Origin of the sequence: Streptomyces sp. PTY087I2 (assembly GCF_001687325.1) — a bacterium.
GTDB lineage: Bacteria > Actinomycetota > Actinomycetes > Streptomycetales > Streptomycetaceae > Streptomyces.
In genome coordinates this window covers 57,854-71,570 of sequence record NZ_LZRD01000024.1, presented here as the reverse complement: position 1 = coordinate 71,570, position 13,717 = coordinate 57,854, and the positions used below count along the sequence as shown (strand labels likewise).

The 13,717-nt window shown below is 70.5% G+C and carries 12 protein-coding genes; all 12 read right to left on the bottom strand.

Annotated elements, in window-relative coordinates:
* Positions 1–17: 17 nt before the first annotated feature.
* Positions 18–1,226 (bottom strand): methionine adenosyltransferase, encoded by a 1,209-nt coding sequence (metK, locus tag A3Q37_RS26020; protein WP_065488058.1) that lies wholly within the window; start codon positions 1,224–1,226, stop codon positions 18–20.
* 232 nt (positions 1,227–1,458) lie between these two features.
* Entirely contained in the window at positions 1,459–2,670 is a 1,212-nt protein-coding gene (gene coaBC / locus A3Q37_RS26015) for a bifunctional phosphopantothenoylcysteine decarboxylase/phosphopantothenate--cysteine ligase CoaBC (protein ID WP_065488057.1), read from the bottom strand.
* 149 nt (positions 2,671–2,819) lie between these two features.
* Positions 2,820–3,092 (bottom strand): DNA-directed RNA polymerase subunit omega, encoded by a 273-nt coding sequence (gene rpoZ, locus A3Q37_RS26010; RefSeq protein WP_003970369.1) that lies wholly within the window; start codon positions 3,090–3,092, stop codon positions 2,820–2,822.
* 61 nt (positions 3,093–3,153) lie between these two features.
* Positions 3,154–3,747, bottom strand: a complete 594-nt coding sequence (gmk, locus tag A3Q37_RS26005; RefSeq protein ID WP_053562000.1) for a guanylate kinase — start codon at positions 3,745–3,747, stop codon at positions 3,154–3,156.
* A 38-nt stretch (positions 3,748–3,785) separates the two neighbouring features.
* Positions 3,786–4,109 (bottom strand): integration host factor, encoded by a 324-nt coding sequence (locus tag A3Q37_RS26000; RefSeq protein ID WP_003970367.1) that lies wholly within the window; start codon positions 4,107–4,109, stop codon positions 3,786–3,788.
* 247 nt (positions 4,110–4,356) lie between these two features.
* The gene (gene pyrF / locus A3Q37_RS25995; protein WP_065488056.1) at positions 4,357–5,196 is read right to left on the bottom strand and encodes an orotidine-5'-phosphate decarboxylase; all 840 of its coding nucleotides are present in this window, start codon (positions 5,194–5,196) and stop codon (positions 4,357–4,359) included.
* Positions 5,193–6,305, bottom strand: a complete 1,113-nt coding sequence (locus tag A3Q37_RS25990) for a quinone-dependent dihydroorotate dehydrogenase (RefSeq protein WP_065488055.1) — start codon at positions 6,303–6,305, stop codon at positions 5,193–5,195. Before A3Q37_RS25990 ends, pyrF begins: the two co-directional genes overlap by 4 nt.
* Positions 6,306–6,362: 57 nt before the next feature.
* A complete protein-coding gene (gene carB / locus A3Q37_RS25985; protein WP_065488054.1) occupies positions 6,363–9,671 on the bottom strand; it encodes a carbamoyl-phosphate synthase large subunit in 3,309 nt (1,102 codons plus the stop codon).
* A complete protein-coding gene (gene carA / locus A3Q37_RS25980) occupies positions 9,664–10,803 on the bottom strand; it encodes a glutamine-hydrolyzing carbamoyl-phosphate synthase small subunit (protein WP_065488053.1) in 1,140 nt (379 codons plus the stop codon). The genes carB and carA overlap by 8 nt, the downstream gene beginning before the upstream one ends.
* Positions 10,800–11,408, bottom strand: coding sequence for a hypothetical protein (locus A3Q37_RS25975; protein ID WP_065488052.1), 609 nt, complete (start codon positions 11,406–11,408; stop codon positions 10,800–10,802). The genes carA and A3Q37_RS25975 overlap by 4 nt, the downstream gene beginning before the upstream one ends.
* The gene (locus A3Q37_RS25970; protein ID WP_065488051.1) at positions 11,405–12,691 is read right to left on the bottom strand and encodes a dihydroorotase; all 1,287 of its coding nucleotides are present in this window, start codon (positions 12,689–12,691) and stop codon (positions 11,405–11,407) included. Before A3Q37_RS25970 ends, A3Q37_RS25975 begins: the two co-directional genes overlap by 4 nt.
* A 2-nt stretch (positions 12,692–12,693) precedes the next feature.
* Positions 12,694–13,680 (bottom strand): aspartate carbamoyltransferase catalytic subunit, encoded by a 987-nt coding sequence (locus A3Q37_RS25965; protein ID WP_030085981.1) that lies wholly within the window; start codon positions 13,678–13,680, stop codon positions 12,694–12,696.
* Between the last annotated feature and the right edge of the window lie 37 nt (positions 13,681–13,717).

The window sequence follows — 13,717 nt, the reverse complement described above, 5'->3', positions numbered from 1 at the left end:
TGATGCTTTACGTGCCTCTACAGACCCGCGGCCGCGCGCAGCGCGTCCACGCGGTCGGTGCGCTCCCAGGTGAAGTCGGGGAGCTCCCGGCCGAAGTGGCCGTACGCGGCGGTCTGCGCGTAGATCGGGCGGAGCAGGTCGAGGTCGCGGATGATCGCGGCCGGGCGGAGGTCGAAGACCTCGCCGATCGCGTTCTCGATCTTCTCGGTGTCGACCGCGGCGGTGCCGAAGGTCTCGACGAAGAGACCCACCGGCTCGGCCTTGCCGATCGCGTACGCGACCTGGACCTCGCAGCGGGCGGCGAGACCGGCGGCCACGACGTTCTTCGCGACCCAGCGCATCGCGTACGCAGCCGAGCGGTCCACCTTGGACGGGTCCTTGCCCGAGAAGGCGCCGCCGCCGTGGCGGGCCATGCCGCCGTAGGTGTCGATGATGATCTTGCGGCCGGTCAGGCCGGCGTCGCCCATCGGGCCGCCGATCTCGAAGCGGCCGGTCGGGTTCACCAGGAGGCGGTAGCCCTCGGTGTCCAGCTTGATGCCGTCCTCGACGAGCTGCGCGAGCACGTGCTCGACGACGAACTCGCGGATGTCGGGCGCGAGCAGCGAGTCCAGGTCGATGTCCGAGGCGTGCTGCGAGGAGACGACCACCGTGTCCAGCCGGACCGCCTTGTCACCGTCGTACTCGATGGTGACCTGGGTCTTGCCGTCCGGGCGCAGGTACGGGATGGTCCCGTTCTTCCGCACCTCGGACAGCCGCCGGGAGAGGCGGTGCGCGATGTGGATCGGGAGCGGCATGAGCTCCGGGGTCTCGTCGCAGGCGTAGCCGAACATCAGGCCCTGGTCACCCGCGCCCTGCTTGTCGAGCTCGTCCTCATCGCCCTCGACCCGCTTCTCGTACGCGGTGTCGACGCCCTGCGCGATGTCCGGCGACTGCGCGCCGATCGACACCGAGACGCCACAGGAAGCACCGTCGAAGCCCTTTTTGGAGGAGTCGTAGCCGATCTCCAGAACCTTGTTGCGCACGAGGTTGGGGATGTCGGCGTAGGCCTTGGTGGTGACCTCGCCCGCGACATGCACCAGACCGGTGGTGATCAAGGTCTCGACGGCGACACGCGAGGAGGGGTCCTCGCTCAGGAGCGCGTCGAGAATCGTGTCGCTGATCTGGTCAGCGATCTTGTCGGGGTGACCCTCGGTGACAGATTCCGAGGTGAAGAGACGGCGGGACACATCGCTCCCTGGGGTTGCAGCGGCTGCTGGCTGATCATGGGTGGTACGTCCGAGAGCTGCGCTCGGCGCGTACCGTCGGCCAGTTTATCGGTCACTTCCGGCGACCGGGCCAGGTGTCTCGCCCTTTGGGAGGTTCGTGACGTGCGCCACGTGGGTCACCAGTAGGACAATCCACCCTTCCCGGCCGCCATTTTGTGCCTTATGGGGCGATTTCACTCGCCCGGAGGGTTGATTATGAAATCGGCTGGAACCTTCCTGAAACCAGATCCCAGACCGTGTCGGCAAGCGCTTCCTTGGGTCCGTACGGCACCGGCGTCTCCTGGCCGTCGGCGGCGAGGACGACCGCCTCGTTCTCCTCCGAGCCGAAGGTCTTGCGCTCCCCCACCTCGTTGACCACGAGGAGGTCGCAGCCCTTGCGGCGGAGCTTGGCACGGCCGTTGGCCAGCACGTCGTCGGTCTCGGCGGCGAATCCGACGACGATCTGGTCCGGCCGCGCCCGCTCCTTGGAGACCTCGGCGAGGATGTCCGGGTTACGGACGAGGCTGAGCGCGGGCGCCTCCTCGCCGTCCTTCTTCTTGATCTTGCCGGTGGCGTACTCGGAGGGACGGAAGTCGGCCACCGCGGCCGCCATCACCACGGCGTCCGCGTCGGCGGCGGCCTTCAGCACGGCCTCGCGCAGCTGGACGGCCGTGCCGACCCGCAGGACGTCGGCCCCGGCCGGGTCGGGCAGCCCGGTGTTGGCCTCGATCAGGGTGACCCGGGCCCCCCGGGCCACGGCGGTGCGCGCCAGCGCGTACCCCTGCTTGCCGGAGGAGCGGTTGCCCAGGAAGCGCACCGGGTCGAGCGGCTCGCGGGTGCCTCCGGCGCTGATCACGACATGGCGGCCCGCGAGGTCGGACTCGGGAACCCCGCGCGCCAGCACCCGGCGGCAGACCTCGAAGATCTCGCCGGGATCGGGCAGCCGACCCTTGCCGGTGTCGACGCCGGTGAGCCGCCCGACGGCGGGCTCGATGACGACCGCGCCCCGGCGGCGCAGGGTGGCGACGTTCTCCTGGGTGGCCGGGTGCTCCCACATCTCGGTGTGCATGGCGGGGGCGAAGACCACCGGACAGCGGGCGGTCAGGAGCGTGTTGGTGAGCAGGTCGTCGGCGAGCCCGTGGGCGGCCTTGGCCAGCATGTCCGCGGTGGCCGGGGCGACCACCACGAGGTCGGCGCCCTGCCCGATCCGCACGTGCGGGACCTCGTGGACGTCCTGCCAGACCTCGTCGGAGACCGGGTGCCCGGAGAGCGCCGACCAGGTGGCCGCCCCCACGAAGTGGAGCGACGCGGCGGTCGGGACGACCCGTACGTCGTGGCCGGACTCGGTCAGCCGGCGCAGCAGCTCGCACGCCTTGTAGGCGGCGATGCCCCCGCTGACCCCCAGGACCACCTTCGGCTTGTCCACTGCGTCTCCCCGCACTCGGCACCGTAACGGCAATATGTGCGTCCCATGCTGCCTCACCGCGCGCGGCCCGTTCACCTGGCCCCGGACACACCTCAGGCCCGGCGGACGGGCCGCCGGGCCTGGAGTGAAGGTGCTGCGGTGCTGCTGCGTTACTGCGCGGGGCCCTCGATGGCCTCGGAGGTCAGCAGGCCCGCGTTGATCTCGCGGAGCGCGATCGACAGCGGCTTCTCGTGCACGTGGGTGTCGACGAGCGGACCGACGTACTCGAGGAGGCCTTCACCGAGCTGCGAGTAGTACGCGTTGATCTGACGGGCACGCTTGGCCGCGTAGATCACCAGGCTGTACTTCGAGTCGGTGGCCTCGAGGAGCTCATCAATCGGCGGGTTGATGATGCCCTCGGGCGTGGTGATGGAAGAGGACACTCTCTGCCTTCCGAAGGGGGTGTAGATCAAAGATCCGAGTGATCTTGACGATCGCCGGGATCTAGGCCTGAAGCATCAAGGCTAGCAGCTCGCGTGCCACATCCTCGACGGAGGTGTTGACGAGCGTCGTATCGAACTCCGCCTCGGCGGCCAGCTCGACCTTGGCGGCGGCGAGCCGGCGCTCGATGACCTCGGGCGCCTCGGTGCCCCGGCCGGTGAGCCGGCGCACCAGCTCCTCCCAGCTCGGCGGGGCCAGGAAGACCAGACGCGCGTCGTCCATCGACTGGCGGACCAGCCGGGCACCCTGGAGGTCGATCTCCAGCAGGACCGGCTCGCCCGCCTCCAGGCGGTCCAGCACGGCCCGGCGGGGTGTGCCGTAGCGGTTGCCCGCGAACTCGGCCCACTCCAGCAGCTCGCCGTTGGCGATGAGCTTGTCGAACTCCTCGTCGTCCACGAAGAAGTAGTGGACGCCGTTGCGCTCCCCGGGGCGCGGCTTGCGTGTCGTCGCCGACACGGAGAGCCAGACCTCGGGGTGCACGGAGCGCATATGGGCGACGACCGTGCTCTTGCCGACCCCCGAGGGGCCGGAGAGCACGGTCAGCCGCGGACGTACGTCCGGGGGTACGGGGGACGTCCCCCGGGATGTTGCAGCCATGGAGCGATTATCCAGGTTCCCAGGAGTGCCTGAGAACGTCAGGCGGGACTGCCGCCGAACTCACGCTCCAGGGATGCGATCTGGTTGGAGCCGAGACCCCTGACCCGGCGGCTCTCGGAGATGCCGAGACGCTCCATGATCTGCTTGGCGCGGACCTTGCCGACGCCCGGCAGGGATTCCAGCAGTGCGGAGACCTTCATCTTCCCGATGACGTCGTTCTCCTGGCCCTGCTTGATGACCTCGTGGAGGGAGGCGCCGGAGTGCTTGAGTCGATTCTTGACCTCGGCCCGCTCCCGGCGAGCCGCGGCGGCCTTTTCGAGCGCGGCTGCGCGCTGTTCAGGGGTAAGGGGCGGAAGAGCCACGCCTACGTCACCTCGGATGTCGATCTGTCGGATACGGACCGGCGGGGAAGCTGGACGCCACCCCACCAGGTGAGCGACGAAACACACTGTGCTCGGCCGCTCTTCGACGGAGACTAGCGGCAAGGGCCGCTGTAGTCAGCGAGAACAGACGAAAAGTCCTGGTCAGCTGTGGCCGACCAGGATTTTCCCGACATATCGACCAGGTTTCTCGTCAGTAATTCGTCAACACGCTGTAAACGTGTCAGGGTCAACTGCCGGATACGGCGGCGCGGATCTCGTCCGCGAACCGTTCGGCTGCTTCGCGCAGCCCGGACGCGTCCGGGCCGTGGCGCAGCACGCCCCGGCTCACGCTGGGCACCACGTTGCCCACCGCGTCGCCGAACACCGCCGGAAGATCCGCCGGGGTCGCTCCCTGGGCGCCGATGCCGGGCGCGAGCAGCGGCCCGTTGATCGCCAGGTCCACCCCCGCGTCGCCGAGCGTCGCGCCGACCACCGCGCCGACCGAGCCGAGCGGGGTGGCCCCCTCGTTCTCGGCGGCCATGTGGTCGAGCATCAGCTGGGCGAGCGAGCGGCCGTCGGCGGCCGTGGCCCGCTGGACCTCGGCGCCCTCCGGGTTGGAGGTGAGGGCGAGGACGAAGACGCCCGCGCCGGAGACGGCGGCGGCGTCCAGCGCCGGGCGCAGCGAGCCGAAGCCGAGGTACGGGGAGACGGTGACCGCGTCGGAGAAGAGCGGCGAGTCCTTGTCCAGGTAGGTCGCCGCGTAGGCGCCCATGGTGGAGCCGATGTCGCCGCGCTTGGCGTCCATCAGGACGAGGGCCCCGGCGGCGCGGGCCTCCTCGACGGCCTTCTCCAGGACGGCGATGCCGCGCGAGCCGAACCGCTCGAAGAACGCGGACTGCGGCTTGAGCACGGCGACCCGGTCGGCCAGCGCCTCCACGACGGTCCGCGTGAAGCGCTCCAGGCCCGCGATGTCGTCGTTGAGGCCCCAGGAGGTGAGCAGGGACGCGTGCGGGTCGATGCCGACGCAGAGCGCCCCGCGGGTGTCCATGGCGTGGCGCAGGCGGGCGCCGAAGGGTTCGAGCGTCACAGGGCGGCCTTCTTCCGGGTCTCGGCGCCGACGGCCTCGGCGAGGGTGGTGTACGGGGAGGCGGCGAGCCGGGCGGCGAGACCCTTGTGGATCGCGCGGGCGTAGAAGGGACCCTCGTAGATGAAGGCGCTGTAGCCCTGGACGAGGGTGGCCCCGGCGAGGATGCGCTGCCAGGCGTCCTCGGCGTTCTCGATGCCTCCGACGCCCACCAGGGTGATCCGGTCCCCCACGCGGGCGTACAGGCGGCTCAGGACCTCCAGCGAGCGCGCCTTGAGGGGGGCGCCGGAGAGTCCGCCGGTCTCCCCCAGCAGCTCCGGTCCCGACTTCAGGCCGAGGCCCTCGCGGGCGATGGTGGTGTTGGTGGCGATGATGCCGTCCAGGCCCAGTTCCACGGCGAGGTCCGCGACGGCGTCGACGTCCTCGTCCGCGAGGTCCGGGGCGATCTTGACGAGCAGCGGGACGCGCCGGGTGGTGACGGTGCGGTCGGCGGCCTCGCGTACGGCGGTGAGCAGCGGGCGCAGCGACTCGGTGGCCTGGAGGTTGCGCAGGCCGGGGGTGTTGGGCGAGGAGACGTTGACGACCAGGTAGTCCGCGTGGGAGGCCAGCGCCTCGGTGGACTTCACGTAGTCGGCGGCGGCCTCGGCCTCGGGGACGACCTTGGTCTTGCCGATGTTGACGCCGACCGTGGTACGGAAGACGGGGTTACGGGCGGCGAGGCGGGCGGCGACGGCGGCGGAGCCCTCGTTGTTGAAGCCCATGCGGTTGATCAGCGCGCGGTCGGCGACGAGCCGGAAGAGGCGCTTCTTGGGGTTGCCGGGCTGCGGTTCGCCGGTGACGGTGCCGATCTCGATGTGGTCGAAGCCGAGCATCGCCATGCCGTCGATCGCGACGGCGTTCTTGTCGAAGCCGGCGGCGAGCCCGAAGGGGCCGTGCATCCGCAGGCCGAGGGCCTCGGTGCGCAGCTCCTTGTGGCGAGGGGCGAGGGCGGCGGCGACGAAGGTGCGCAGGACGGGGGTCCGGGCGGCGAGGCGGATCCAGCGGAAGGCGGCGTAGTGGGCCTGCTCGGGGTCCATCCGCTTGAAGACCAGCCGGAAGAAGAGCTTGTACATGAAGAGATGTCCTCACAGAGAGGGGGACACCGTTTCCGGTGTCCCCCTGCTGGGCTGCTAGTCGCGGGCCGCGGTCAAGTGTTCCGCGTGTTCCTGGAGGGAACGGACGCCGACGTCGCCGTGGTTGAGGGCGTCGATGCCCTGGACGGCGGCGGCGAGCGCCTGGACCGTGGTCAGGCACGGTACGGAGCGGGAGACGGCCGCGGTGCGGATGTCGTAGCCGTCGAGGCGGCCGCCGGTGCCGTACGGCGTGTTGACGATGAGGTCGACCTCGCCGTCGTGGATGTGCTGGACGATCGTCTTCTCGCCGTTGGGGCCGGGGCCCTCCGACTGCTTGCGCACGATCGTGGCGTTGATGCCGTTGCGCTTGAGGACCTCGGCGGTGCCGGAGGTGGCCATCAGCTCGAAGCCGTGGGCGACCAGCTCGCGGGCCGGGAAGATCATCGAGCGCTTGTCCCGGTTGGCGACCGAGATGAACGCGCGGCCCTTGGTGGGCAGCGGGCCGTACGCGCCGGCCTGCGACTTGGCGTACGCCGTGCCGAAGACCGAGTCGATGCCCATGACCTCGCCGGTGGAGCGCATCTCCGGGCCGAGGACCGTGTCGACGCCCCGGCCGTGGATGTCGCGGAAGCGCGACCACGGCATCACGGCCTCCTTGACGGAGATCGGCGCGTCCAGCGGCAGGGTGCCGCCGTCGCCGGTCTTCGGCAGCAGGCCCTCCTCGCGCAGCTCGGCGATGGTCGCGCCCAGCGAGATGCGGGCGGCGGCCTTGGCGAGCGGGACGGCGGTCGCCTTCGAGGTGAAGGGGACCGTGCGGGAGGCGCGCGGGTTGGCCTCCAGGACGTAGAGGATGTCGCCGGAGAGCGCGAACTGGATGTTGATCAGGCCGAGTACGCCGACGCCCTTGGCGATGCCCTCGGTGGAGGCGCGCAGCCGCTTGATGTCGAAGCCGCCGAGCGTGATCGGGGGCAGGGCGCAGGCCGAGTCGCCGGAGTGGATGCCGGCCTCCTCGATGTGCTCCATGACGCCGCCGAGGTAGAGCTCGTGGCCGTCGTAGAGGGCGTCCACATCGATCTCGATGGCGTCGTCGAGGAAGCGGTCGACCAGGACCGGCCGGGTGGGGCTGATCTCGGTGGACTCGGAGATGTACGCGGCGAGGCGCGTCTCGTCGTACACGATCTCCATGCCGCGGCCGCCGAGGACGTAGGACGGCCGTACGAGGACGGGGTAGCCGATCTCGTCGGCGATGGCCTTGGCCTCGGCGAAGGTGGTGGCCGTGCCGTGCTTGGGCGCGGGCAGTCCGGCCTCGGCGAGGACCCGGCCGAAGGCGCCGCGGTCCTCGGCGGCGTGGATCGCCTCCGGGGAGGTGCCGACGACGGGCACGCCGTTGTCCTTGAGCGCCTGGGAGAGGCCGAGCGGGGTCTGGCCGCCGAGCTGCACGATGACACCGGCGATCGGGCCCGCCAGCGATTCGGCGTGCACGATCTCCAGGACGTCCTCCAGGGTGAGCGGCTCGAAGTAGAGCCGGTCGGAGGTGTCGTAGTCGGTGGAGACAGTCTCCGGGTTGCAGTTGACCATGACGGTCTCGAAGCCCGCGTCGCTCAGGGCGAAGGAGGCGTGGACGCAGGAGTAGTCGAACTCGATGCCCTGGCCGATGCGGTTGGGGCCCGAGCCGAGGATGATCACGGCCGGCTTGGTGCGGGTCGCGACCTCGCTCTCCTCGTCGTAGGAGGAGTAGAAGTACGGCGTCTTCGCGGCGAACTCGGCGGCGCAGGTGTCGACCGTCTTGTAGACCGGGCGGATGCCGAGCGCGTGCCGGACCTCGCGGACGACGTCCTCGCGCAGCCCGCGGATCTCGCCGATCTGGGCGTCGGAGAAGCCGTGCCGCTTGGCCTCGGCGATCAGGTCGGCGTCCAGGCGTTCGGCGGAGGCCAGCTCGTCGGCGATCTCCTTGATCAGGAAGAGCTGGTCGACGAACCAGGGGTCGATCTTCGTGGCGTCGAAGACCTCTTCCTGGGTGGCTCCGGCGCGGATCGCCTGCATGACGGTGTTGATCCGGCCGTCGGTCGGGCGGACCGCTTCGGCGAGCAGTTCGGCCTTGTCGCCGACCGGGCCGGTGAAGGCGAACTGCGAGCCCTTCTTCTCCAGCGAGCGCAGGGCCTTCTGGAGGGCCTCGGTGAAGTTCCGGCCGATGGCCATGGCCTCGCCCACCGACTTCATGGTGGTGGTGAGGGTGGCGTCGGCGGAGGGGAACTTCTCGAAGGCGAAGCGGGGGGCCTTGACGACGACGTAGTCGAGGGTCGGCTCGAAGGAGGCCGGGGTCTTCTCGGTGATGTCGTTGGGGATCTCGTCCAGGGTGTAGCCCACGGCCAGCTTGGCGGCGATCTTGGCGATCGGGAAGCCGGTGGCCTTGGAGGCGAGCGCCGAGGAGCGGGAGACGCGCGGGTTCATCTCGATGACGATGACCCGGCCGTCGGTGGGGTCGATGGCGAACTGGATGTTGCAGCCGCCGGTGTCGACGCCGACCTCGCGGATGATCGCGATACCGACGTCGCGCAGCCGCTGGTACTCGCGGTCGGTGAGGGTCATCGCCGGGGCGACGGTGATGGAGTCGCCGGTGTGGACGCCCATCGGGTCGAAGTTCTCGATGGAGCAGACGACCACGACGTTGTCGTTCTTGTCGCGCATCAGCTCCAGCTCGTACTCCTTCCAGCCGAGGATGGACTCCTCCAGGAGCACCTCGGTGGTCGGGGAGAGCGTGAGGCCCTGTCCGGCGATGCGGCGCAGCTCCTCCTCGTCGTGGGCGAAGCCGGAGCCGGCGCCGCCCATGGTGAAGGAGGGGCGGACGACGACGGGGTACCCGCCGAGGGTGTCGACGCCGGCGATGACGTCGTCCATGGAGTGGCAGATGACGGAGCGAGCGGATTCGCCGTAGCCGATCTTCTCCTTGACGGCTTCCACGACACCCTTGAAGAGGTCGCGGTCCTCGCCCTTGTTGATCGCCTCGACGTTGGCGCCGATGAGCTCGACGCCGTACTCCTCCAGGACGCCGTTCTCGTGCATGGAGATCGCGGTGTTCAGCGCGGTCTGGCCGCCGAGGGTGGGCAGGAGCGCGTCGGGGCGCTCCTTGGCGATGATCTTCTCGACGAACTCGGGGGTGATCGGCTCGACGTAGGTGGCGTCGGCGATCTCCGGGTCGGTCATGATCGTCGCCGGGTTGGAGTTCACCAGGATGACGCGCAGGCCCTCGGCCTTGAGGACGCGGCAGGCCTGGGTGCCGGAGTAGTCGAACTCGGCGGCCTGGCCGATGACGATCGGACCGGAGCCGATGACCAGGACGGACTGGATATCGGAGCGCTTAGGCACGCTGGCCCTCCATCAGGGAAACGAAGCGGTCGAAGAGGTACGCGGCGTCGTGCGGGCCGGCGGCCGCCTCGGGGTGGTACTGGACGCTGAACGCGGGCCGGTCCAGGAGCTGGAGCCCCTCGACGACCTGGTCGTTCAGGCAGACGTGGGAGACCTCGGCGCGGCCGAACTCGGTGTCGGAGACCTGGTCGAGCGGGGCGTCGACGGCGAAGCCGTGGTTGTGCGCGGTGACCTCGACCTTGCCGGTGGTGCGGTCCTGCACCGGCTGGTTGATGCCGCGGTGGCCGTACTTCAGCTTGTACGTCCCGAAGCCGAGCGCCCGGCCGAGGATCTGGTTGCCGAAGCAGATGCCGAAGAGCGGGGTGGAGCGCTCCAGGACGCCGCGCATCAGGGCGACCGGGTGGTCGGCGGTGGAGGGGTCGCCGGGGCCGTTGGAGAAGAAGACGCCGTCGGGCTCGACCGCGTACACCTCTTCCAGGGTGGCGGTGGCGGGCAGGACGTGCACCTCGATGCCGCGCTCGGCCATCCGGTGCGGGGTCATGCCCTTGATGCCGAGGTCGACCGCGGCGACGGTGAACTTCTTCGTGCCGATCGCGGGGACGACGTACGCCTCCTTGGTCGCCACTTCGGCGGAGAGGTCGGCGCCGGTCATCTCGGGGGCCTGGCGGACCCGGGCGAGCAGGGTGCCCTCGTCGGGGATCGCGTCGCCGGAGAAGATCCCGACGCGCATCGCGCCGCGCTCGCGCAGATGGCGGGTGAGGGCGCGGGTGTCGACGCCGCTGATGCCGACGACGCCCTGGGCGGCCAGCTCCTCGTCCAGCGAGCGCTGCGAGCGCCAGTTGGAGGGCTTGCGGGCGGGGTCGCGGACGACGTAGCCGGAGACCCAGATCCGGGCGGACTCGGGGTCCTCGTCGTTGACGCCGGTGTTGCCGACGTGCGGGGCCGTCATGACGACGACCTGGCGGTGGTACGAGGGGTCGGTCAGCGTTTCCTGGTAGCCGGTCATGCCGGTGGAGAACACCGCTTCGCCGAAGGTCTCCCCCACGGCCCCGTAGGCGCGGCCGCGGAAGCTGCGGCCGTCCTCCAGGACGAGTACGGCGGGGGTCTGTGCCCCCCGGGTGGAGAGGGTCATCGTGCGGTGCCTTCCGTCGTGGTGCTGGTGGGTTCGGTGGCGGCCGGGGCGCCGGTGAGCCGGTTGACGGCGTCGACCCAGGCCTGGTGCTCGGCGGCGCGGTCGGAGCGGAAGCCGGAGTCGATCAGCGTCTCGCCGTGCGCCCAGGTGATGATCAGCAGGCCGCCCTCGGGGAGGACCTTGCCCGCGAGCGCCTTGTCGAGGCGGGCCTCGCGCAGGGCGTCGGCCGGGATGAAGAAGCCGGCCGCCCCGGGGCGTACGACGTCCAGGCCGCGGGCGGTGAGCGTCAGCTCGGTACGGCTGCGGGTGCCCAGGCCGTGGGCGACGATCCGGTCGAGCCAGTGCCCTGCGGTGGTGGAGGCGTGGTAGCGCCCCTCCAGCGTCAGCAGCGTCTCGTCGTCGGCGAAGTCCTCGGGGGTGGCCGGGAGCTCCGGCAGGTCCGACTGGAGGCTGGCGCGCCACTTCCAGCCCTGGCGCATCAGCCAGTAGACGAGGGCGATGAAGACGAACAGGCCGATCACCCAGGCGATGCGGGCGGCCCAGTCCGTCACTTCCGCCGACTTCTGCTCGGCGGCCAGGTGGTACAGGGGGGTCAGAGTTGTCACGCGAGCTTCCCGTCGACGACCGTGGCACGGCCCCGCAGGAAGGTGTGGGTGACACGGCCCGGCAGCTCACGGCCCTCGTAGGGGGTGTTGCGGCTGCGGGACGCGAAGCCCGCGGGGTCCACGGCTCCACGGTATGCCGGATCGACCAGAGTGAGGTTGGCGGGCTCACCCGCCGAGACGGGACGGCCGTGTCCGTCGAGCCGGCCGATGGCCGCGGGGCGGAAGGACATGCGGTCGGCGACGCCCGCCCAGTCGATCAGACCGGTGTCCACCATCGTCTGCTGGACGACCGAGAGCGCGGTCTCCAGGCCCACCATGCCCATGGCGGCCGCGGCCCACTCGCAGTCCTTGTCCTCGTGCGGGTGCGGGGCGTGGTCGGTGGCGACGCAGTCGATCGTGCCGTCGGCCAGCGCCTCGCGCAGGGCCAGGACGTCGGCCTCGGTGCGCAGCGGCGGGTTCACCTTGTAGACCGGGTTGTAGGTGCGGACCAGCTCGTCGGTCAGGAGGAGGTGGTGCGGGGTGACCTCGGCGGTGACGTTCCAGCCCTTGGACTTGGCCCAGCGGACGATCTCCACGGAGCCGGCGGTGGAGAGGTGGCAGATGTGGACGCGGGAGCCGACGTGGGCGGCGAGGAGGACGTCGCGGGCGATGATCGACTCCTCGGCGACGGCGGGCCAGCCGCCGAGTCCCAGCTCGGCCGAGACGATGCCCTCGTTCATCTGGGCGCCCTCGGTGAGGCGGGGCTCCTGGGCGTGCTGGGCGACGACGCCGTCGAAGGCCTTCACGTACTCCAGGGCGCGGCGCATGATCACCGCGTCGTCGACGCACTTGCCGTCGTCGGAGAAGACCTTCACCCCGGCGGCCGAGTCGTGCATGGCGCCGAGCTCGGCGAGCTTCTTGCCCTCCAGGCCGACGGTGACGGCGCCGACGGGCTGCACGTCGCAGTAGCCGGACTCCTTGCCGAGCCGCCAGACCTGCTCGACGACGCCGGCGGTGTCGGCGACGGGGAAGGTGTTGGCCATGGCGTGGACGGCGGTGAAGCCGCCGACGGCCGCGGCCTTGGTGCCGGTGAGGACGGTCTCGGAGTCCTCGCGGCCGGGCTCGCGCAGATGGGTGTGCAGGTCGACCAGGCCGGGCAGCAGGATCTGCCCCTCGGCCTCGATCACGGTGGCGCCGTCGGCTTCGAGGCCGGTGCCCACCTCGGCGATGGTCTCGCCGTCGATCAGGACGTCCTGCGGCTCGCCGCCGAGGATCCGCGCACCGCGGATGATGATCTTGCTCATGGTTACTTGTTCTCCTCGGTACGGGCGGGGGCGGCGGACAGCGCGGTGTCGGAGCCGCCGAGCAGCAGGTAGAGCACGGCCATGCGGATGGAGACGCCGTTGGCGACCTGCTCGACGACCGTGCAGCGGTCGGAGTCGGCGACCTCGGCGGTGATCTCCATGCCGCGGACCATCGGGCCGGGGTGCATGACGACGGCGTGTTCGGGCATCTTCGCCATGCGCTCGCCGTCCAGGCCGTAGCGGCGGGAGTATTCGCGCTCGGTCGGGAAGTAGGCGGCGTTCATCCGTTCGCGCTGCACACGCAGCATCATCACCGCATCGGACTTCGCCAGCACGTCGTCGAGGCTGTAGCTGACGTCGCAGGGCCACTGCTCGACGCCCACGGGGACGAGGGTGGGCGGGGCCACCAGGGTGACGTGCGCGCCGAGCGTGGTGAGCAGGTGGACGTTGGAGCGGGCGACGCGGCTGTGCAGGATGTCGCCGACGATCGTGATGCGGCGGCCGTCCAGGTCGCGGCCGAGCCCGGCGTCGGGGCCGACGAGCCGGCGGCGCATCGTGAAGGCGTCCAGCAGGGCCTGGGTGGGGTGCTCGTGGGTGCCGTCCCCGGCGTTGACCACGGCCCCGTCGATCCAGCCGGAGGTGGCGAGCCGGTAGGGGGCGCCGGAGGCGCCGTGCCGGATGACGACGGCGTCGGCGCCCATCGCCTCCAGGGTGAGCGCGGTGTCCTTGAGGGACTCGCCCTTGGAGACGGAGGAGCCCTTGGCGGAGAAGTTGATGACGTCGGCGGACAGCCGCTTGGCGGCCGCCTCGAAGGAGATGCGGGTCCGGGTCGAGTCCTCGAAGAAGAGGTTGACGACGGTACGTCCGCGCAGGGTGGGGAGCTTCTTGATCGGCCGGTCCGCGACCCGGGCCATCTCCTCGGCGGTGTCGAGGATCAGGACGGCGTCGTCGCGGGTGAGGTCGGCGGCCGAGATGAGGTGACGCATCATCTGGGGTTCTCCGGGTGGCTGGAGGGGGTTTCAGGCA